The 20,140-nt window shown below is 45.7% G+C and carries 19 protein-coding genes; 7 read left to right on the plus strand and 12 right to left on the minus strand.

What is annotated here, in order from left to right; all coding sequences use genetic code 11:
* Positions 1-75 precede the first annotated feature (75 nt).
* Together V6669_RS18600 and V6669_RS18605 are read left to right on the plus strand one after the other, a co-directional pair.
* Positions 76-762 carry a response regulator transcription factor gene (locus tag V6669_RS18600; RefSeq protein ID WP_036613325.1) on the plus strand — a complete coding sequence of 229 codons (687 nt, stop codon included), beginning with the start codon at positions 76-78 and terminating at the stop codon, positions 760-762.
* Positions 747-2,213: a HAMP domain-containing sensor histidine kinase gene (locus tag V6669_RS18605; RefSeq protein WP_338587497.1), complete on the plus strand. Its 1,467-nt coding sequence runs from the start codon at positions 747-749 to the stop codon at positions 2,211-2,213. Before V6669_RS18600 ends, V6669_RS18605 begins: the two co-directional genes overlap by 16 nt.
* Positions 2,214-2,318: 105 nt before the next feature.
* On the opposite strand, the gene V6669_RS18610 is transcribed toward V6669_RS18605, so the two are convergent.
* A complete protein-coding gene (locus V6669_RS18610) occupies positions 2,319-3,131 on the minus strand; it encodes an ATP-binding protein (RefSeq protein ID WP_338587499.1) in 813 nt (270 codons plus the stop codon).
* Positions 3,132-3,475: 344 nt separating this feature from the next.
* On the opposite strand from V6669_RS18610, the gene V6669_RS18615 reads away from it, so the two are divergent.
* Together V6669_RS18615 and V6669_RS18620 are read left to right on the plus strand one after the other, a co-directional pair.
* A complete protein-coding gene (locus tag V6669_RS18615; protein WP_074095586.1) occupies positions 3,476-3,628 on the plus strand; it encodes a DUF1540 domain-containing protein in 153 nt (50 codons plus the stop codon).
* 202 nt (positions 3,629-3,830) lie between these two features.
* Entirely contained in the window at positions 3,831-5,288 is a 1,458-nt protein-coding gene (locus V6669_RS18620; protein WP_338587503.1) for a 4-hydroxyphenylacetate 3-hydroxylase N-terminal domain-containing protein, read from the plus strand.
* Positions 5,289-5,306: 18 nt separating this feature from the next.
* Here the strand turns inward: V6669_RS18620 and V6669_RS18625 are convergent, their stop codons facing one another.
* Genes V6669_RS18625 through V6669_RS18635 form a run of 3 tightly spaced genes read right to left on the minus strand, consistent with a single transcriptional unit; the run spans position 5,307 to position 7,190 of the window.
* The gene (locus V6669_RS18625; protein WP_076317523.1) at positions 5,307-5,873 is read right to left on the minus strand and encodes a nitroreductase family protein; all 567 of its coding nucleotides are present in this window, start codon (positions 5,871-5,873) and stop codon (positions 5,307-5,309) included.
* Between the two features lie 52 nt (positions 5,874-5,925).
* Entirely contained in the window at positions 5,926-6,732 is an 807-nt protein-coding gene (locus V6669_RS18630; protein ID WP_338587507.1) for a hypothetical protein, read from the minus strand.
* A gap of 5 nt (positions 6,733-6,737) precedes the next feature.
* Entirely contained in the window at positions 6,738-7,190 is a 453-nt protein-coding gene (locus V6669_RS18635; protein WP_017687802.1) for a flavodoxin, read from the minus strand.
* A 293-nt stretch (positions 7,191-7,483) separates the two neighbouring features.
* Between V6669_RS18635 and V6669_RS18640 the strand changes: the two genes are divergently transcribed.
* The 3 genes from V6669_RS18640 (at position 7,484) to V6669_RS18650 (ending at position 9,619) form a co-directional block, all read left to right on the plus strand.
* Complete coding sequence (locus tag V6669_RS18640; protein WP_017687801.1) at positions 7,484-8,347, plus strand: class I SAM-dependent methyltransferase; 864 nt, start codon at positions 7,484-7,486, stop codon at positions 8,345-8,347.
* Positions 8,348-8,349: 2 nt separating this feature from the next.
* Positions 8,350-9,081, plus strand: coding sequence for an RNA pseudouridine synthase (locus V6669_RS18645; protein WP_338587510.1), 732 nt, complete (start codon positions 8,350-8,352; stop codon positions 9,079-9,081).
* 193 nt (positions 9,082-9,274) lie between these two features.
* A complete protein-coding gene (locus tag V6669_RS18650; protein WP_338594993.1) occupies positions 9,275-9,619 on the plus strand; it encodes an MGMT family protein in 345 nt (114 codons plus the stop codon).
* Positions 9,620-9,725: 106 nt separating this feature from the next.
* On the opposite strand, the gene V6669_RS18655 is transcribed toward V6669_RS18650, so the two are convergent.
* From V6669_RS18655 to V6669_RS18690, 8 genes are all read right to left on the minus strand, one after another.
* On the minus strand, positions 9,726-11,237 hold the full coding sequence (locus V6669_RS18655) for a DHA2 family efflux MFS transporter permease subunit (protein ID WP_338587512.1): 1,512 nt from the start codon (positions 11,235-11,237) through the stop codon (positions 9,726-9,728).
* Positions 11,234-11,680, minus strand: a complete 447-nt coding sequence (locus V6669_RS18660; RefSeq protein WP_036613308.1) for a MarR family transcriptional regulator — start codon at positions 11,678-11,680, stop codon at positions 11,234-11,236. The genes V6669_RS18655 and V6669_RS18660 overlap by 4 nt, the downstream gene beginning before the upstream one ends.
* A gap of 275 nt (positions 11,681-11,955) precedes the next feature.
* A complete protein-coding gene (locus V6669_RS18665) occupies positions 11,956-12,396 on the minus strand; it encodes a MarR family winged helix-turn-helix transcriptional regulator (RefSeq protein ID WP_124116267.1) in 441 nt (146 codons plus the stop codon).
* Positions 12,397-12,624: 228 nt separating this feature from the next.
* Entirely contained in the window at positions 12,625-15,087 is a 2,463-nt protein-coding gene (gyrA, locus tag V6669_RS18670; RefSeq protein ID WP_249912271.1) for a DNA gyrase subunit A, read from the minus strand.
* A gap of 12 nt (positions 15,088-15,099) precedes the next feature.
* On the minus strand, positions 15,100-17,079 hold the full coding sequence (gene parE, locus V6669_RS18675; RefSeq protein WP_249912270.1) for a DNA topoisomerase IV subunit B: 1,980 nt from the start codon (positions 17,077-17,079) through the stop codon (positions 15,100-15,102).
* 76 nt (positions 17,080-17,155) lie between these two features.
* Positions 17,156-18,145, minus strand: a complete 990-nt coding sequence (locus V6669_RS18680) for an ABC transporter permease (protein WP_036613298.1) — start codon at positions 18,143-18,145, stop codon at positions 17,156-17,158.
* Positions 18,138-19,103, minus strand: a complete 966-nt coding sequence (locus tag V6669_RS18685) for an ABC transporter ATP-binding protein (protein WP_338587515.1) — start codon at positions 19,101-19,103, stop codon at positions 18,138-18,140. The genes V6669_RS18680 and V6669_RS18685 overlap by 8 nt, the downstream gene beginning before the upstream one ends.
* Positions 19,104-19,976, minus strand: coding sequence for a GDSL-type esterase/lipase family protein (locus V6669_RS18690; protein WP_338587516.1), 873 nt, complete (start codon positions 19,974-19,976; stop codon positions 19,104-19,106).
* Positions 19,977-20,140: the final 164 nt, after the last annotated feature.

Raw genomic sequence — 20,140 nt, forward strand, 5'->3', positions numbered from 1 at the left:
AATACAGGATTGGCTTTACGCTCTTGCTCATGTAAAATCAGTACAAGTTTACTCAGCGAAAGGAGAACGCTTTTCTTGAAATCCATACTTATCGTCGAGGATGAGCAAGCTATTGCACGAGTACTGGCTGCTTATCTGAGAAAAGCAGAATTTGAAGTTCATCATGCAGCAGATGGACCGACTGCACTTACCCTTTTTGATACCGTAACGCCTTCCCTTGTATTACTTGATGTAATGCTGCCAGGAATGGACGGATGGGATCTGCTGCGGATTATTCGTGAAAAAAGTGCTTGTCCCGTGATCATGCTAACCGCACTGGATGACATTTCAGACCGTCTCAACGGATTAAATGCCGGTGCTGACGATTATATGAGCAAACCTTTTGTACCGGAAGAAGTGGTCGCCAGAGTGAATGCGGTGTTGCGCCGTAATCCACATTGGACATCAGGTGGCGAAGAGAAGCGTTCCTTTGGAAATCTCGTCATTGATCTTGCTGCCAAGCAGGTTCTGCTGAACGGTGCAGAGGTTGCACTCACACCTCGTGACCTGTCATTACTGTTCTTCCTGTCCGATTATCCGAATCGTACGTTTACCAGGGATCACCTTATTGAACAGGTATGGGGGATGGATTATGATGGCAGTGACCGTGCTGTGGATCTATCGATTAAACGACTACGTCAAGCCCTCTCCCACTGGTCGCCAGAGACGGGAGAAATTCGGACGTTGCGAGGAATGGGGTATCAATTTTGGATCGCCAACTGAAGCAGAAGAAACCCAAACGAACGATATCCATTCTGTCACACTGGACACTGCGATATTTTCTCATTTTGTGCATTGGTTTCACGATTATTGCGGCAGGGGCACTCTACTGGATTCGAACAACTTCCATTGAGAAAAGCCTTAAAACCGCAGAACTTCTTGGTCTGGAGATTGCAGATCGAGTGACCAGTGAAAATAATGTGCTCCGGGTTCCACCCGATCTTGACAGACTGGTAACCAAGCGAGAGAAACTATTTAATACAGATCATTACTTTTGTGTCATGATCTTGGACAATAACAATCAATTGATCTTTTCCCAGCCTAAAATGGAGCAAAAAGATGTGCATTATCGACTGTCAGACGACTATCTTGAACCGCGAAACAACAAATATGCAGGTGTAACGGTCAACATATCCGAGGGCGATCAAACCTTGGGTAAAGTGTGGGTGATGCAGTCCAAACAATCCATTACATTTGGTCCAGAGACCATATGGCTCGTGGCTCTAATCCTCGGTGGACTAATTCTCTGTGGATGGTTTACAATCTATCTCCTGTCCAATAAGTTATCCAGACCGATTCGTCAGGTCGCATATGCCGCTGAGCAGATTCGAGGTGGCAATTATGATGTGAGCCTTGACTTGAATACACGAGAACGTGAGATCAATGAACTTGTAAATTCATTCCGAGATATGGCGACTCGTCTCCGACAACTCGAAGAATGGCGTACACTTTCGCTGGCAGGGGTCAGTCATGAACTCAAGACACCGGTAACTTCCATCAAGGGGCTCGTTATGGCAGTACGTGACGATGTCGTGAGTCCACAGGAAGGGAAAGAATTTTTGGATATCGCTTTGAAGGAGTCTGAACGTATGGAGCGTATGGTCGCAGATTTGCTTGACTATAACGCCATGGCTGCAGGAAGTGTTGCCGTTCGCAAGGAACGGACGGATCTGAAGCTGTTGGTCGGTGAGATCATCTATCAGTGGAAGATTGCCTATGAGGACAAAATGCCAGAGGTTCATCTGCACTCCCCTCCAGTCAACTTCTTTACCATGGGGGATGCCCTGCGCATTCAGCAGATCATTGTTAATCTGCTCAATAACGCACTTCATGCCACAGCTCCTGAACAAAAGGCTGTCTTCGATATTTATCTACACGCAGAAGAACAGATGCTGTACGTTGATGTCAAAGACAACGGCACAGGTATCGCGGCTGAAGACCAACCCAAGATCTTCGAACGCTTCTATCGTGGAGAGCTCAAGAAACGTCGTAACCGCGGCTTGGGGCTAGGATTAACATATAGCCGGCTACTTGCTCAGGAACAAGGCGGTGAGCTGACACTTGTCTCCAGCAGCCCGGAAGGCAGCATGTTCAGATTAAGTCTGCCACGCTGGACTGCAACACAAGAAGCCATGAATACAGAAAAAGCATACGGAGCAGCCGTTAAAGTGTAACGCAACATGCTAACATGACAAATAGCCCAGGATTCCATTCAGGAGACTGGGCTATTTCAACGTTGTTCCTTGTTGCTTTATCCAAACTATCCAAAATGGAAGCAGTCAACACTCTAAGACACGTGGCCTGTATTCATCGTAAGCATCCGAGATCAGTTGCTTATGAAGTGTACTACTGGCAATGATCGCTTTTCGCTTTGCTTTCAAAACGATCTGCTCTATATCCGCATAACTGCACCCTGCCAAGCGTTCACATATGTAATCTTCCAGCCGGGTCTCCTGTTCAAATGATCCCACCAACTTGCTGATATACAATCTGCGACTTGAATCATCAGGCATTCCATAGGTCATCTTCGTATCAAAACGCCGCCATATGGCATGATCCAGTTGGGTTTCCAGATTCGTCGCAGCGACCAGAATGCTGTCCCCATCGAATTCGTCCAGACATTGCAACAACGTATTGACGACACGCGCCATCTCCTTCACTTCATCATTGCTCTCACGCGTACGGCCTATGGCATCAAATTCATCCAGAAATAACACACAGGGATTCATTCGTGCATATTCGAATAACTTGCGTACATTACTCCCCGTCTCCCCAAGATGGCTATGAATGATTGCATCTAATCTCACGAGTACCAGTGGCAGATCCAGGCGCTCCGCCAGATGTGATGCCGTCAATGTTTTTCCCGTACCGGGTGGCCCGAACATGACCATTTTGTTGGGGATTGATACATCATGTTCTCTGAATTTCTCTTTCATGCCCAGAATAGTGATGAATTCATTAATGATCCGTTCATTTTCAGCGGAAAATACAATATGCTGGGCTTTGCGCCTACACTCTTTTGGCGTGTAAAAAGCAGCCATATCGATCCCTTTTGCTCGAGGAATCCGATTCATATGATTTAATTTGCTCATGTATACACATGCTCCTTCATTTATGGTTTCGTGTAAATGCTTAATTCAATTTATATAGAATCAATTAAGATTTTAATCGTAATTATTACTATTAAATAATAGCACAATACTGCCTTTTTGCAAATATAACCACAGCATGTACACTATTTTGCCACAGAAGGAAGTCATTTGGTTGCAAGCTTCAATAAAATTTGCTATTCTAAATATGCATCGTTGTGTATAACGCAAAAAAGCCCTCCAAATTTCGCGAGAGCAAAAATTTTCCAGATTCACAAGCGGCAACTTGTTGTATCTGGTTTCTTTATACCAACGAATGTAATCCAAATAAAGTGAGGTTAACAATCATGGCAAAAGACGTATTATGTGAAGTTAATTCCTGTCGTCACTGGGCTCAAGAAAACAAATGTAACGCTTCTTCGATCTACATCGTGAGCCACAGTTCCAAAGAAGCAAGTCAGTCTGCTGAAACAGACTGTAAGACTTTTGAAGTAAAATAAGTAATTTCATATGATGCAAGTAAAGGAGCCCTTACCGGTTCCTTTTTTCTTTGTCTATTGTAACAAGAATGATAATTATTATCAAGCCCTAATCTGTAAAAATGCTTCTCACCTCTTCAATGCACATTGGACAGATGACCTACGTACACTACGTAAGAAGTCAGTCTGCCCATGAACGATTAGAACCAAGAGGTGAATAATAATGCCTGTTAAAAGTGGCTCACAGTATCGCGAACGAATTGATGCCCAGTCCGTCCCTTGCTGGTACAAAGGTAACCTTATTAATGGAAAACGCTCTGAACATGTAGCATTTGCTGGTTTAATGGAAACTCAGATGTACATGTATGATCTGCAATCCGATCCTCAATTTGCGGAAAAGATGACGTATGCCTCCCCGGCAGACGGCAAACCTGTGGGCATATCCTTCCTGCCTCCAACGAGTGCCGATGACCTCCGTAAACGACGGGAAGGAATGAATATCTGGGCAAATGTCCATCATGGCTTTCTTGGTCGCTCACCCGATTACATGAATACAGCCATAATGTCCTTTTACACAGGTGCCGATCTCCTGAACGAATTATCTCCCCAATATGCAGAAAATCTCAAGAATTATTATGCCTACTGCCGTGATCATGATATTACGCTATCCCATGCCTTCATTCAGCCATATGCCAGCAAAATCTCAGGGCAATTGGATGCTACAGAGGATGCTATTGCCGCAAAGGTCGTAGATCGCACCGAGGAAGGCCTCATTATTAGCGGAGCATTTATGATGGCTACACAAGCTGCCACTTCGGATGAGATTTTTGTCTATCCGTCACCTTCTCCTGCCCCATTTGATGACGAAAATCCATTTGCATTCTCTTTTGCTGTCCCCAATGATCTGCCAGGAATCAGTCTGGTATGCAGGGATACTTACGCAGGCGAATCTCACACCAACTATCCTCTGAGTTCCAGATATGAAGAAATGGACAATATCGTCATCTTTGACCGGGTGCTCGTTCCGCATGAACGAATATTTTTTGCAGGAAGTGAGGAAATGTCCTCACGTCTCTTCAGTGGTAGCAACTTTCATATTCACGCAGGTCATCAGGTATTGTGTCGTTATATCGCCAAGACGGAATTTGTTCTCGGTACAATCCAGCTTCTCACGGATACGCTGGATCTGAATACGGAAGCACATGTTATAGAGAAAACTGCACGTGTGTTCGCAGGTCTTGAATCGTTAAAAGCATTGGCTTTGGCCGCGGAGGCAGGTGCTATACCAGACGGACGAGGATTTGTATTACCTGCACCCAAACCATTGATGGCAGCCAATCTCCTTTTCCCGAAACTTTATCCTGAGATGATTGAAATTCTGCAACTCTTGGGTTCGAGCGGGGTGATTATGATCCCTCAGGAAGAAGAGTTTCAATCCGATATCGCTCCTTCACTGAATATATATCTGAAAGGGAACGATATGGCTTCTTACGAACGCAACGCTCTGTTTCGCCTGATCTGGGAGCTTGGGGCTGGATCATTCGGGGGCAGACAGACCCAATTCGAACGATTCTTTTTTGGCAATGTGCTTACGGTATCCAATCGATTGTACTCCGTCTACAACAAAAATCAGACCAATCGTCAGCTCGTTCGTGATTTTCTATCCAACAACATTAAATAAGAGAACTACCGATTTTTTTTATACCAGATGGTCATAGACCGTCATCAGTTCAGAGGCTGGTCTGCTTGCATCCATATCCCGCAATGCAGGCTGGTCTCCGTAACCGATATGGAAGACCCCTAATACCTTCTCTTCACTTGTCAAACCCATCAAATTCATAAACACAGGATGTTGTTGATAATCATTGATCTTCCAGACAGCGTTCAAGCCCTGTTCCGCAGCAAGAATACTAAAACGTTTGCTCCAGGCTTTGGCCGGCAGAAGATCATCCTCACGGGCATTTCTAGGCGCCACGACAACCAGGTGGGTAGGAATTGCTTCCGTGTATTGATATGTAGCCCAATCGCCGTAGCGATCAGCCAGATGGGGTGGATAGCTCTGTCTGACCGCTTCCAGATATAGCTGTCGCCCTTCGCCTGCAAACAACATAAACCTCCAAGGTTCTGAACTCATCACATATAATGAAGGATCTGCTTCATCAAGCAACTTTCGTATAACCGACTGGGGTACTGGCAACGGACTGAATTCGCAAGTTCCTGCACGTCTCTTGCCGCTGCTTATATCTTGACTTAGACCGGTAGACATGGCAACTTCCCCTCCTCTATCTGCATGATATATCGTTATCCTTCAATCGCCTTCACATCAACCATGTTTTCTTCGGTTCAACGGCTTCCGTTTTCCAGCGATCTACCTCTTCGTGTATGCGCGCCTTATCACGCGTCGTAAATTGTTCTGACTCCACCACTTCTGCTTGCGGCATGCTATCACGTATCAAGCGAATGTAGTCCATGGAATGGATTAGAGACTGGCGTCCAGGGATGTATCTAATTTTGCGTCCTTCCAACAAGCAGTATATCTCGATCATACCCGGTAATTTTCCGAAGGCTTCCCAGCAAAATACACTGACCATATGCTGAAACGCCTCAACTACGTTTGGATCATGGACAACCATATATTTCTGAATAAGCAGCGAATCCCAGCCTTCTGGCTGCCAGGCCGCCTGAAATATCATCGACAAATGCATGGATAATGAAGGTAACTCCGTTCTCCACTGTTCAAAAAGAATGGCTGGATGCTTCAAATCATCGTTCATTGCAATGGCGAGTGACAATTCATCCGTAATCTTGTTCTTCACATCCCAGTAATGGAGAACAGATTCGAAACCATCCGTCTTTCTGGGCCACCACTTCTCAAGTAAATACTGTACGGGTACCTCTTTGCGAACATCGGGGTCGAGACTGTAAAAGGCATTGACCGCATGGCTCACCGCATATTGTACACGGTGCCTCCATTGCAGTGGAAGACGCTGCTCAGACACTGGTTCAGGGCGGATGAATCGGTGTGGGCTGCGCAGCATTTCTTCCAATCTGTAATCTTCAAGCAGACGTTCAGGAAGGTCATTCCTTCCGACTGGCATCGCTGCCTGAACATTATGTCTTAACATGATCTTTAGGATACCTGTAATCCGGCAGCAGCGAAGCGTTTGCCAAAGTCACGGCATGTTTCTTTCTCCTGCTCAAGCGGACTGTATTCAATTTTCAACATCTCTGGAGATACCTCCGCCCCACGCTCTTGCAGCTTGGCAGCCGCGAGATCAACTGCACCGCAGAACTGCTCATATGATGTGTCACCACTACCAAACACTGCAGCTCTCTTACCACTCAGGTCAAGCTCATCCAGCTCCTCATAGAAATCAAGGAATTCATCTGGCAACTCCCCGTCTCCCCAGGTGTACACACCGATCATGAATCCGTCATAGTCCAATACATCAGATGCATTACAATCCGTTACGGATTTCAGGTCAGCCTCGTGGCCTCCCTGTGTAATTCCTTCCACGATCAGTTCTGCAATTTCTTCTGTATTTCCTGTCATGCTCGCATAAGCCACTAACAATTTAGCCATCTATTTTTCCCTCACTTTAATTTGATCATGTTATATTCTCTCTATGAAGAAAGAATGAATTTTGGATTAACAAAATCATATGTGATAATGATTATCATTGTCAAATTAAATTTTTGGTTATCTTTGTTTTTCAGTATATGGCGCACCTCGGATTTCAACACAGCTAAAATACTTCATCCTTTAAGGTCAGATGTAATAGCTTCCTCCAATGATCCCGTCCCCCAACTGGCGTACAAGCCCTTTTTTGTTGTACAATAGTATCCAAATGACTTTTGAAGGATGGATAAATCATTATGTACGTAGCTAAGAATTGGAAGGACTATGAAGTAATCGATACAGGAGGCGGCGAGAAACTGGAGCGTTGGGGAGATGTGATTTTACGCAGACCCGATCCACAGATTATCTGGCCCCTTGAGCAAGAAACCAATGAATGGCGTCAGGTGCATGGTCACTATCATCGCAGCTCTTCCGGTGGCGGTAACTGGGATATGAAAAAGCCCATTCCCGAGCGCTGGACGATCGGTTACGAAAACCTCAAGTTCCATATTAAACCTACCAGCTTTAAGCACACCGGCCTGTTCCCTGAACAAGCTGCCAACTGGAGCTGGATGATGGATAAAATCTCTAATGCAGGACGCCCTATTTCTGTCTTGAACCTGTTTGCCTATACAGGCGGAGCAACGGTAGCCGCTGCTTACGCAGGCGCTTCTGTTGTGCATGTGGATGCTGCTAAAGGCATGGTTCAATGGGCCAAGGAAAATGTTCAATTATCCGGACTGGCTGATCGCCCTGTTCGTTTTATTACAGATGATGTTTTCAAATTCGTACAACGGGAACAACGTCGCGGAAATCGTTACGACGCCATTATTATGGACCCTCCTTCTTATGGCCGTGGCCCTAATGGAGAGACATGGAAACTGGAAGAGAACCTATATCCTTTCTTGAAGTCATGTATGACGATCTTGTCGGATAATCCATTATTCATGCTGGTTAACTCCTACACTACAGGCATTTCCTCTACGGTTCTGCGCAACATGTTGACCATGACCATGTCTGCTCAGTACGGTGGTGACATTACTGCAGGTGAAATTGGTCTGCCAATCACACGTAGTGGTCTGGATCTGCCTTGTGGTATTCTGGGCCGTTGGGAGTCTTAATCATGTCAGAACATCGGCATGATCACGATGCAATTCCGATTCTGTTCGAAGACAACCATCTGTTAGGTATTACGAAGCCGGTCAATGTACCTACCCAGGAAGATGCATCAGGTGATCCGGATTTGCTTACATTGCTGAAGCAGGATCTGAAAGAACGATACAACAAACCTGGCAATGTTTATCTCGGGTTAGTACACCGACTTGATCGTCCTGTTGGAGGGGCAATGATTTTTGCCAAGACTTCCAAAGCGGCTTCGAGATTGTCCGAGACTGTGCGGGGACGCCATTTCCGTAAAATATATGCGGCTGTTGTACATGGCAAGTTGCCTGCACAGCAGGGGACGTTAAAACACACCCTGCTGAAAGATGCACGTACAAATACCGTTACTGTTGTACCTAAAGGTACGGTTGGCGGTAAGGATGCCGTTCTGGATTACCGTGTTATCGGTGAGACAGACCCTTACAGCCTCGTCCATATCGAACTGCACACCGGCAGATCTCATCAGATTCGGGTGCAAATGAAAGAAATCGGCTGCCCTCTGTACGGGGATCAGAAGTACGGCGCAAGCGTGAATAAACCCGGGCAACAGATTGCTCTATGGTCTGCGATTGCTGCTTTTCCTCATCCAGTTACTAAGGAAGAAGTTATTCTGCAATCTTTGCCTGCAAGAGAATTCCCATGGGCAGAATGGCCAGCTGCCGTGTACCAAAAAGCTTTTGGACAACCCCAATAAATACGAGTTCAATAAGACTGGTTTTCAGTACCGAGAAGATGGGATCAAAAGCGGTTTTATCGAACAACCTCTATAAGTGCACAGGATCAGGTTACATCTGTCCATATCACGTGTCGTTCAGATTCTGTATCTGAACGACACGTTTTTTCATATTTTCAGCTTTATACCTAAAATACAGAGAGGAGACATCATGATGACCCCGTTTACCAAACAAGTCATTGAGATCATCGCGGCGATTCCCGAAGGTAAAGTGATGACTTACGGTCAGATTGCAGCCCATGCCGGTAGTCCAAGAGCCGCGAGACAAGTCGTACGAATCCTGCACTCGATGAGCCGCAAGGAACGTCTGCCCTGGCACCGTGTCGTCAATGCAAAAGGCGAAATCTCCATACCGGACGAACACTCGCGCATGATGCAGGAAACAGAACTGATTAGCGAAGGTGTGGAGTTTCAACTGAACGGAACCATTAATCTCAAACAGTTCGGTCATGAGCCCGATCCTGTATTTCTTATCGATCCAACGATCCAGCCCGAATAATAAAAGTGCTCTCCTCCTATCGCACACACCAAAAAAAGAGAACTCAGGCAGTTAGGGTTACCCCTTCGACTGCTAGAGTTCTCTTTTTGGTTTTATCTGATATTCGTTATGCTGTAGCCGTCGCTTTTTCCTTTTCTACAGTAACAGGTTCAACAGCCGGTTTTGTTTTCCGAATAAAGAACGCCATGATCAAAGCAACCACGGTCATTCCGGTAGCCACGATGAATGCATAGTTAACACCGTAAATCGTTGCATCTGCTGTAGCAGCTATCATCGCTGTTTTATCATTCGGATTAACCTGACCCGCAGCAACTGCATCCGCCAGATGTGTTTTGAGCTTACTACTCATGATGGTAACCAGAATGGCTGTACCGATCGCACCGGCAACTGTACGCAATGTATTGGACATTGCTGTACCATGTGCGTTCAGACGTTGAGGCAGTTGATTCAGACCTGCTGTCTGAATCGGCATCATCAGCATCGACATACCGAACATACGAGCCGTGTAGATAAACATCATGTAGCCGTAGGTAGTATCGATTGCCAGACGACTCAGTCCAAAAGTTGTAATTGCCGTAATGGCAAGACCTGCAACCGAAAGCCAGCGTGCGCCCACTTTATCAAATATGCGACCTGTAATTGGGGACATAATCCCCATCAATATCGCACCAGGCATCATCAGAAGTCCTGATTCAATCGGTGAGAATCCACGAATGTTTTGCAGAAAAATAGGAAGCAGGATCATACCTGCAAACATTGCCATTGTCACAAGCATATTGATAATCGTTGTTAATGTATACATATTGTACTTGAAAATACGGAACTCAAGGAGCGGATGATCTGTTGTCAGTTGACGAATAACGAACAGTATCAGGGATATCGCACCTACGACGAGACATCCAATGACAATTGCACTGCCCCATCCATCGGTACCCGCATCACTGAATCCGTAGAGCAAACTACCAAAACCAAGTGTAGATAAAATAACGCCTGGATAATCCAGTTTAGGTCTGGATTGACGTGTTACGTTTTTGACAAAAGCAATACCAATTGCCGTTGCAATAATAGAGAATGGCAAGATGATGTAGAACAACAATCTCCAGGAATAATGCTCAACTACATAACCTGAAAGTGTAGGCCCAATCGCAGGAGCCAGAATCATCGCGATCCCCATGGTTCCCATGGCCTGACCACGTTTCTCGATTGGGAAGATGGTCAGGAATACAACGGTCATCAGAGGCATCAGGATTCCTGCACCTGCCGCTTGAATAACACGACCTACCATCAGAATGGTGAAGGTTGGACTAAGACCACAGACTAACGTACCTAAGGTAAATAGAGTCATGGCTGTAATGAAAATTTGACGTGTTGAAAATTTGGCAATCAGATATGCCGTAACCGGAATCAGTACACCGTTGACGAGCATATAACCCGTAGTTAACCATTGGGCTTTGTTTGCATTGATCGCGAGGTCTTCCATAATTTTAGGAAGCGCTACGTTCATCAGGGTTTGGTTCAGGAATGCCACAAAGGCACCAATTAACAATGCCGCTACAATCGGGCCTTTCTTGATGTTGTCCATCGCTGAGGATGGAGCTGCAGCAGTAGTCGTACTCATATGTTGTTCATCTCTCTTCCTTCTAACTTTTCAATCATTTGACTATGAATTCTAAGTAGGTGCTCAAGGTCTTCCTTCGATATATCCAGAATGGGTGACACTCTTTCCATCCACAAATGGTGCGTTTCCTGTTGGGCCTGTTCCCCTTTGTCCGTAATCTGAAGCTTGACGGATCGGCGGTCAGCATCCGAACGTGTGCGAACGATATACTCGCCCTTGACCAGTCGCTCCACAACAGCGCTCATGGAACTGCTGCCCATATGGCATAGCTCAGCCACTTCATTGATGCCAATGGAAGGACGCTCCCTCAGGATGGATAACACCATAAACTGGATCGAAGTCAGCTCGATCTCCTTGTTTTCATTCCAAAATGCTCGAAAAAGCATTTGATTCACTTGGCGGAACGAATTAATAATATAGAATACTTCATACGTATCAGTCATTGTTTCACCCTTTTACTTTTGGAATATAATATTTCGTACACGAAATATCAGGGGAACAATTATTTATTATAACAAAAATATTTACATAGTCAACTCTTTACATATGAATTCACAAAAATAATATCAGGACATACTAACTGTGTTACATCCATGTCTTTACTCAACTAACCTGGACACAGTGTGTATCATATGTAATTTGTAAATAAAATAACCATAGGGCTCCTGCATGAAACGAGCAGGCACTCCTATGGTTATTCAGAAGAATCAGCATGGTATCATACCGAAGTAGATAAGGCAGGCTCTTTGGTCTTCGGTGTTGTCATTTTGCCTAAGAGATATACCAGCAATTGTTGATTGTGCATCGAAATGTTACTGAGAACAGAGTTCATGAATTCATTACGGATGGTGATTCCCCGCTCTGTCTCCATTCTTCCTTTTTCTGACAGAGATACCCACACAATGCGTCGATCCTGATTATCCCGATTCCTGCGAATCAGATCATTCTTCTCCATCCGATCAAGCAGCATGGTTACAGCAGCTGGCGTAGTCGCCAGATAAGGAATCAGATCCGAAGGTTTCATCTTCTGATGATCTTCAAGTACCTCCAAAACAGCCAGCTGAGCCTCCGTTAATGAGGGTGCCAGCTCTTGATCCATATGCAATTTATAATCTTTGGTTAACCTGGACCAGCACTTGGCAAAATCGGAATTATACATCTTCCATCGCTCCTCTCTGCAACCGGTTATCACTTCACCTGCTTAAGTTTTCGCGCTCCAAAGCCGCATTCCTGCTGCCTTTTTTCAATTTCCTAGCGATCGACCGTAATCGACGAAGGATGTTAAACTTCGCATGAATGACCTCTTCTAATCCGCCTTCGAACAACAAAAAAAGACTCCTCGCATGACAGGATTAGCTGTTCTGCGAAAAGTCTCGTTTGTTTGTTTTTATGAAGATGATGCTGGTTGATTCTCATTGAAGTCCCTCAGAAGTTCAACGATCTCGTCCTGTTTATCCACAGGAACGATCAGTTTGCCAATATGTTTGCGCTCAGTAATCGGAACACCTTCCGAAGAGATCGGATGCACTTGGCCTTCCTTGGTCATTACAGTGATCTTACGTTGCTCTTTGCAATAAAACGCTCCAACAATACGGCTGCCATTCGGTTTCACACGTTTGCCTTCCTTGAACTCGAATGTGGCAAGCCCCTTGCCTCCACGGCTCTGGATAGCATAATCCAGGAGTAATGAACGTTTACCATATCCCAAATCGGACAACACGGCAACTTCACCTTCATCTCCTTCTACCCATAGGGCAGATACAACTTCATCTGTATCTCTTAACTGAATACCACGAACACCACCGGATACACGTCCCATTGGATTAACCTCATCCTCTCGGAAACGAATCGCCATGGCTTCTTTTGTAATCAACATAATATCTTGACCACCTGTACTTAGATGTACAGATAACACTTCATCGTCCTTGCCCACTTTACAAGCCGCAACTGCACCGGAACGCTTGGTAACGTAATCCTTCAGTTCTGTTCGTTTCACCTGTCCTCTTCGCGTAACGAAAACCAGACTGTGGTTTGGCTCTTCAAAGGATTTCACAGCAAGCACACTTGCAATACGGTCATCTTTCGCAAGGGGAATGACATTCACAATGGCTGTGCCTGGATCTTTCCACTTGAATTCAGGTACCTGGTGAACAGGTAACAGGAAGTACTGCCCTTTCCTCGTAAAGACAAGCAAGTTCTCAAGCGTATTTACTTCCAGAACCTGAGCGATATAATCGCCATCTTTTACTCCACTTCCGCTCCGTTCACCACCTGAACGTGTAAAGGACTGCATGCCTGTACGTTTCACGTATCCCTCTTTGGATAATGTAACAAATACATCTTCCGCATTGACAAGCACTTCGAGATTAACCTTGAGTTCTTCCACTTCACCCTGGATCGCGGAACGACGGTCTATGCCGTATTTCTCACGAATCTCCATCAATTCTTTGCGGATGACTCCGATGAGCTTGCGGTCACTATCCAGAATGGATTGTAGTTGTGCAATCTTCTTCATCAGTTCACCGAGTTCCTTCTCCAGAGAATTGATCTCCAGATTAGTCAAACGGTACAATTGCAAAGTAAGGATGGAATCCGCTTGGCGTTCCGTGAATCCAAACATCCACATCAGGTTATTTTGAGCATCTTGACGGTTCTTCGACGCTTTGATGGCCGCAATGACCTCATCAAGGATGTTAAGTGCTTTTACCAAGCCCTCGAGCACATGCGCACGGTCTTGCGCCTTCTCCAGCTCAAACCGGGTACGGAATGTTACAACTTCCCGCTGATGGGCAATGTAAGCCTCGAGGATCGATTTCAATCCTAATTGGTGAGGTGCTTTATTCACAATCGCCACCATATTGAAATTATAGGTGACCTGCAGGTCGGTTTTCTTCAGCAAATAAGCCAAAATACCTTGTGCGTCCGCTTCTTTTTTCAGCTCAACCACGATTCGCAGACCTTCACGTCCACTCTCATCACGCACTTCGGCAATACCTTCAACCTTCTTCTCAAGTCGGATGTTCTCCATCGCTGTAACCAGACGAGACTTCACGACCTGATAAGGGATTTCGGTAATGACGATTTGCTGTTTGCCACCGCGCATGTTTTCAATCTCGGTTTTGGACCGGATATAGATCCGTCCTTTACCTGTGCGATAGGCATCCAGAATGCCGTCACCGCCCATTATCAATCCGCCTGTTGGAAAGTCAGGACCCTTCATAAACATCATGATCTCGTCCAGCTCAATCGACGGTTTCTCCATCACAGCGATGGAAGCATCAATGACCTCACGCAGATTATGTGTAGGAATCTCGGTTGCAAAGCCCGAGGAAATACCGCTGACGCCATTAACCAGCAAGTTCGGATAACGGGATGGCAATACAACCGGTTCTTTGGCCGTATTATCAAAATTATCCTTAAACAGCACCGTCCGTTTCTCGATATCGCGAAGCATCTCCATTGCGATGGGCGACAAACGGGCCTCCGTATACCGCATCGCCGCTGCCGGGTCATCATCCTGTGATCCCCAGTTACCATGACCGTCCACGAGCATATGGCCCATTTTCCAAGGCTGAGCCATCCGCACCATACCCTCATAGATGGAGGAGTCACCATGTGGATGATAATTACCCATTACGTCCCCAACGGTTTTGGCAGACTTGCGGTAAGTCTTGTCAGGCGTATTACCTGAATCGTACATGGCGTACAGAATACGCCGTTGTACTGGCTTCAACCCATCCCGGACATCCGGAATGGCTCGATCCTGAATAATATATTTGGAGTAGCGACCGAAACGGTCCCCAACGACCTCTTCGAGAAAGGCCGGCATAAATTGTTCTGATGGACTCATTCCAAGCACCTTCTATTCTTCGTACTCTGTAAAGTCGACGTTCTCTACAATCCAACGTTTCCGCGGATCAACCTTATCACCCATGAGCGTAGATACACGACGTTCTGCTTTTGCTGCATCAACAATCTGTACCTTCAGCATCGCACGAGTTTCCGGATTCATTGTTGTCTCCCACAGTTGATCCGGATTCATCTCACCAAGACCTTTATAACGTTGAAGCTCAACATTATTACCGAATTCCTTCATATAATTCGCCAGTTCTTCATCCGTCCATGCATATCGAACAGTCGCGAGCTTACCAGACTTACGAGTAAGTTTGTACAATGGCGGCTGAGCAATATATACTTTGCCTGCATCAATTAAAGGCTTCATATAACGATAAAAGAAGGTCAACAACAGCACCTGAATATGTGCGCCGTCCGTATCCGCATCGGTCATAATGATAATTTTGGAATAATTGCTGTCTTCAACTGCAAATTCGGTTCCTATGCCCGCACCGATCGCTGCTGTAATCGCACGATATTCTTCATTTTTGAGAATGTCGGCCAGCTTTGATTTTTCCGGATTGAGCGGTTTTCCCTTGAGGGGCAAAATAGCCTGAATCTTCGAGTCGCGTCCCTGTTTGGCAGAACCACCTGCGGAATCCCCTTCGACAATAAATAACTCATTGCGGGTAAAATCCTTTGATTGCGCCGGCGTCAGTTTGCCGTTCAGGTTGGAACTTTCACTGCGTTTCTTGCCTGTGCGCATATCATCACGTGCTTTGCGAGCTGCTTCTCTGGCTCTGGAGGCTTGAACCGCTTTGCGAATTAACGTTTGAGCTACCTGCGGGTTTTCTTCCAGGAACCTTTGAATATTTTCGGACACGACCGAATCCACTGCACTTCGAGCGGAAGCGCTGCCGAGCTGATCCTTTGTCTGCCCCACGAACTCAACATCTGACATTTTGACACTGATGACAGCCATCATACCTTCACGCAGGTCATTACCTTCGAGGTTTTTGTCTTTTTCCTTAATCATGCTGGTACGCCGTGCGTAATCATTCATTACACGGGTATACGCAGCCCTGAATCCGGTCTCATGAGTACCGCCACCCCGAGTAGGGATCGAGTTCACGAACGAAGCCAGTGTTTCCGTATAACCCGCGTTATACTGGATTGCCACTTCGACTTCAATGTCATCCTTCTCCGCATAGAAGTGAATAACATCATGCAACACATCTTTATTTTCGTTCAGAAAAGCAACAAACTGGCTTGCTCCGCCTTCATACATGTATTCATCCTGATTGCCGGAACGTTCGTCCTTGAGCACAATTCTCAGACCTGAATTCAGAAAAGCAATCTCCTGAAGGCGTTCTGCCAATGTATCATAATTAAATTGAATGCCGTTCTGGAACACCCGAATATCCGGTTTAAATGTAACTTTTGTACCTGTCCGATTGGTATTGCCCAACACTTCGAGACCGGAGACCGGTTCACCGACATGTTCAATCCCTTTTTTGTCCTTCCAATACTCGAATCGCTGACGATGAATCTTGCCATCACGGAAAATCTCGACTTCAAGCCACTCGGACAATGCGTTTGTAACTGACGCACCTACACCGTGCAAACCGCCTGATTTTTTGTATCCTGATCCACCGAACTTTCCGCCTGCGTGCAAAATCGTAAACACGACCTGGGGAGTAGGAATCCCTGTTTTATGTATACCTGTCGGAATTCCCCTTCCGTTATCCTGAACCGTAATAGAACCGTCCTTATGCAGCGTGATATCGATTTTGGAGCAGAATTTGGCGAGGTGTTCGTCGACAGCGTTGTCGACAATTTCCCATACCAAATGATGTAGACCCGAAGTGCTGGTGCTGCCGATGTACATCCCCGGCCGTTTCCGTACCGCTACCAACCCTTCAAGTACTTGAATGTCGTCCGCGTCGTAGCCTGAAGACCCCTGTCCTCCGCCTGTCGAACCTGCCGACATATCGATTTGCTCGACCATTCATGCTCCCCCTTCTTAACTTGCAACTAAAAAAATGCCTAAAATGCAAACAGATGTTTTCTTATCCTTGTCCATTTTAATTCAAGATATCCCGTTTCGTAAAGACAAGGAATGACACAATGAGTGAAGCAATGCCCCAAACACTAAGCACAATAAGGGAAAAACCTAAATTCATACCCTCGATTGGAGGTAATCCGCCAGACAAATAATTCGGAAGTTCGAGGTTAACCATGAACAAATACTTCGCGGTCTGCCAAGATGCTGCCATACTGGTCAAGATTGTTCCTGCAATCAAAGCGGCCATCATGATAACGATACTTGCAGCAGTACTGCGCACAAGCACAGATACCATAAATGCAAGCATAGCCACAATTACACTCACAAACCAGATCAGTCCTGCCTGCATTAGCATATACAGCCACTGGTCTACAGCATGCACTGCCGACATATCGACATCTGTTCCCACAACTTTGAATCCTGTGAAGATTGGCATGTTAAAGCCTTTATAACCAAAGACCGCACCCGATATGACATAACATATAATGTAGGCTGATACCACTATGATCGAAACAAACATAATCAGCGTAATTAATTTACTCAGAAGCACTTTCCAGCGTCTAACCGGACGCGTTAAAAGCATTTTAATCGTACCTGTCGTACGTTCACCGGAAACAAGATCTGAAGCAATAGCCATGATTAACAGTGGAATAAACAATCCAACTGCGTTGTTCATAAACTCCCGCGTAAAGGTAACACCACCCGGTTCTTTGGGATTGATGTCATTTTCAAGATAATACTGCATCTGCTGGATATATACTGTTCTATATTTTTTGTACTCTTCAGGTACCCGATCACTGCCGAGCGAGTTCTGATTGTCTGTGATGGCCTGTTGAAGTTCAAGACGCCAATCGCCGCCAAACTTGTCGCGATTATTCTCCGCAGATTTCATCTGGGCATACGTAAACATCGGTACGAGGACCGCAAGTACAATAAATATAATATAAAGCCGTTTTTTCTTCACCATCTTAATCGTTTCATTACGGATCAGAGGCATGATATTACTCAATGGATTCACCTTCTGTCATTTTTAAGAATAGTTGTTCGAGCGTAGGCTGAATCCGCTGTACCCCTTCAACCTGAATACCTGCTTGAACCATCTGCTGCACCAGATCAGGAATTCGATCTTCATGCATCTCGGCAACCACGGCGTTGGGACCAAGGCCCGCAACAATGGTATCATCCATCACATCCGCAGGTCGACTTACCAGAGCAATACCTGCATCCAGTAACATCTTTTTGCCTTGCTCCAGTGGTGAAACGTGCCATATGGCCAACTTCGAATGATCTTCAATCAGTTCGCTTACACCTCCAACAGCAAGCACACGTCCAGCACTGATAATGGCTACTCTGTCACAGAGAAGCTGGATCTCACTTAACAAGTGACTGCTGACAAATACAGCCATACCTTCGCTGGCAAGTTGCTTAATAAAGACACGAAGTTCCTTAATACCTTTTGGATCAAGGCCATTTGTCGGTTCATCCAGAATGAGCAGACGCGGTCGCCCGAGCAGCGCTTGTGCAATACCAAGCCGTTGACGCATGCCCAATGAGTATGTTCTGACTTTATCGTGAATCCGCTGATCCAGACGCACAATATCCACAACTTCCTGAATGCGCTCGTTGTCCACACCTGGTTGCATGCGGGCAAAATGCTCCAGGTTCTCCCATCCTGTCAGATATGTATATACCTCCGGATTTTCAACAATGGAGCCTACATACTTCAAAGCACGCTCAGGGTCCCGATTCACATCATAACCACAGACTTTAATTTTCCCTTGTGTCGGTTTGATCAGATCCACCAGCATCCGTATCGTTGTTGTTTTGCCGGCACCGTTGGGACCGAGAAATCCAAAGATTTCACCAGGTTTTACGTCAAATGTAACGTCCTTAATGATCCACTTGCGTCCGATCCGCTTCTTCAGATGCTGTACAGACAAGACGGAATCATACTGCTGCTCTGCCATTTAATTTCCGCTCCCTTCTGCCGGTGTATCTGCCTGGAATTCCTGTGCAATCCGAACTGCAATTTGCTCATAACCTTGTCCATTGGGATGGAAATGATCTGAAGAGAGATACTCCCCCAGATGATTTTCAAATAAATCGAATGTAGGGACCAGTGTCATCTTGTCCTCATTGTTCAAAATAGCCAGTGCAGCATCGTTCCATGCTGCAACCACTGCATTACCCGGCTTCTCCAGTTCCTTCACATCGCCAAATGGATTGTACAACCCTATGTACGCAATCTGTGCATCGGGATTAATTTCTTTGACTTTCTTCAATATCTCTTGAAGGCGCTTCGACGTTTCCGGCAAAGCCGCTGCCAGCTGCTCTGCTGTTGGCGGATCTTCCCCCTGTAGAACTTGTCCTCCCTGAAACAAATCATTTGCGCCAATCGAGAGCAAAATAAAATTGGACTGCTGCAGGACGTAACGCACACCTTGCTCATCAAGTTTTGTCATTAAAGCATCTGTTCTCAAACCGTTTACACCCAGATTATTAAGAACCTGAACGTCATATCCTTTATCTTTAAGCAGGTTTCCTGCACGTCTCACAAAACCGAGTCCTTCATCATCCCCCGTGCCTCTTGCCAAGGAATCGCCGATGACGGCCATCCGAATCTTGCCATCTTCCACGACAGCCGGTTCCCCCTCGATATCCTTAGATGGAGCAGTTGCCTCCTGGCCTGTCGTTAATGCGGAATCTCCCTCGGGGAAAATCACGTCTTTTATGGCGTATCCAAATCCAAATAACAACAACAAAGTTGCCAAGATGGAAACTGTACTGACAGTTCTCCAGATCCATGGTGCTGAATCAAGGCTTTTTTTCTTTTTCATCATCACATCTCCGCTCATGTACACCAGTCCGGGTGCTTTATAATTTATAATGACTTTACATTAAGGCGTGTCTGAAAATCCGCTTCCTTCGGAGTTTTCAGACACGCCTTAATGATGCTATTCCTAAATAACATAAATGTTCTGTCGTTAATTTGCAAATTTTGGCG

It is taken from the genome of Paenibacillus sp. Y5S-9, from assembly GCF_036894235.1.
GTDB lineage: Bacteria > Bacillota > Bacilli > Paenibacillales > Paenibacillaceae > Paenibacillus.

What these genes read in the sequence shown, in the direction of transcription:
- V6669_RS18610 (WP_338587499.1), bottom strand. Translation starts at nt 3,131, where the DNA reads ATGAGCAAATTAAATCATATGAATCGGATTCCTCGAGCAAAAGGGATC.
- V6669_RS18615 (WP_074095586.1), top strand. Translation starts at nt 3,476, where the DNA reads ATGGCAAAAGACGTATTATGTGAAGTTAATTCCTGTCGTCACTGGGCT.
- V6669_RS18620 (WP_338587503.1), top strand. Translation starts at nt 3,831, where the DNA reads ATGCCTGTTAAAAGTGGCTCACAGTATCGCGAACGAATTGATGCCCAG.
- V6669_RS18625 (WP_076317523.1), bottom strand. Translation starts at nt 5,873, where the DNA reads ATGTCTACCGGTCTAAGTCAAGATATAAGCAGCGGCAAGAGACGTGCA.
- V6669_RS18630 (WP_338587507.1), bottom strand. Translation starts at nt 6,732, where the DNA reads ATGTTAAGACATAATGTTCAGGCAGCGATGCCAGTCGGAAGGAATGAC.
- V6669_RS18635 (WP_017687802.1), bottom strand. Translation starts at nt 7,190, where the DNA reads ATGGCTAAATTGTTAGTGGCTTATGCGAGCATGACAGGAAATACAGAA.
- V6669_RS18640 (WP_017687801.1), top strand. Translation starts at nt 7,484, where the DNA reads ATGTACGTAGCTAAGAATTGGAAGGACTATGAAGTAATCGATACAGGA.
- V6669_RS18645 (WP_338587510.1), top strand. Translation starts at nt 8,350, where the DNA reads ATGTCAGAACATCGGCATGATCACGATGCAATTCCGATTCTGTTCGAA.
- V6669_RS18650 (WP_338594993.1), top strand. Translation starts at nt 9,275, where the DNA reads ATGACCCCGTTTACCAAACAAGTCATTGAGATCATCGCGGCGATTCCC.
- V6669_RS18655 (WP_338587512.1), bottom strand. Translation starts at nt 11,237, where the DNA reads ATGAGTACGACTACTGCTGCAGCTCCATCCTCAGCGATGGACAACATC.
- V6669_RS18660 (WP_036613308.1), bottom strand. Translation starts at nt 11,680, where the DNA reads ATGACTGATACGTATGAAGTATTCTATATTATTAATTCGTTCCGCCAA.
- V6669_RS18665 (WP_124116267.1), bottom strand. Translation starts at nt 12,396, where the DNA reads ATGTATAATTCCGATTTTGCCAAGTGCTGGTCCAGGTTAACCAAAGAT.
- gyrA (WP_249912271.1), bottom strand. Translation starts at nt 15,087, where the DNA reads ATGAGTCCATCAGAACAATTTATGCCGGCCTTTCTCGAAGAGGTCGTT.
- parE (WP_249912270.1), bottom strand. Translation starts at nt 17,079, where the DNA reads ATGGTCGAGCAAATCGATATGTCGGCAGGTTCGACAGGCGGAGGACAG.
- V6669_RS18685 (WP_338587515.1), bottom strand. Translation starts at nt 19,103, where the DNA reads ATGGCAGAGCAGCAGTATGATTCCGTCTTGTCTGTACAGCATCTGAAG.
- V6669_RS18690 (WP_338587516.1), bottom strand. Translation starts at nt 19,976, where the DNA reads ATGATGAAAAAGAAAAAAAGCCTTGATTCAGCACCATGGATCTGGAGA.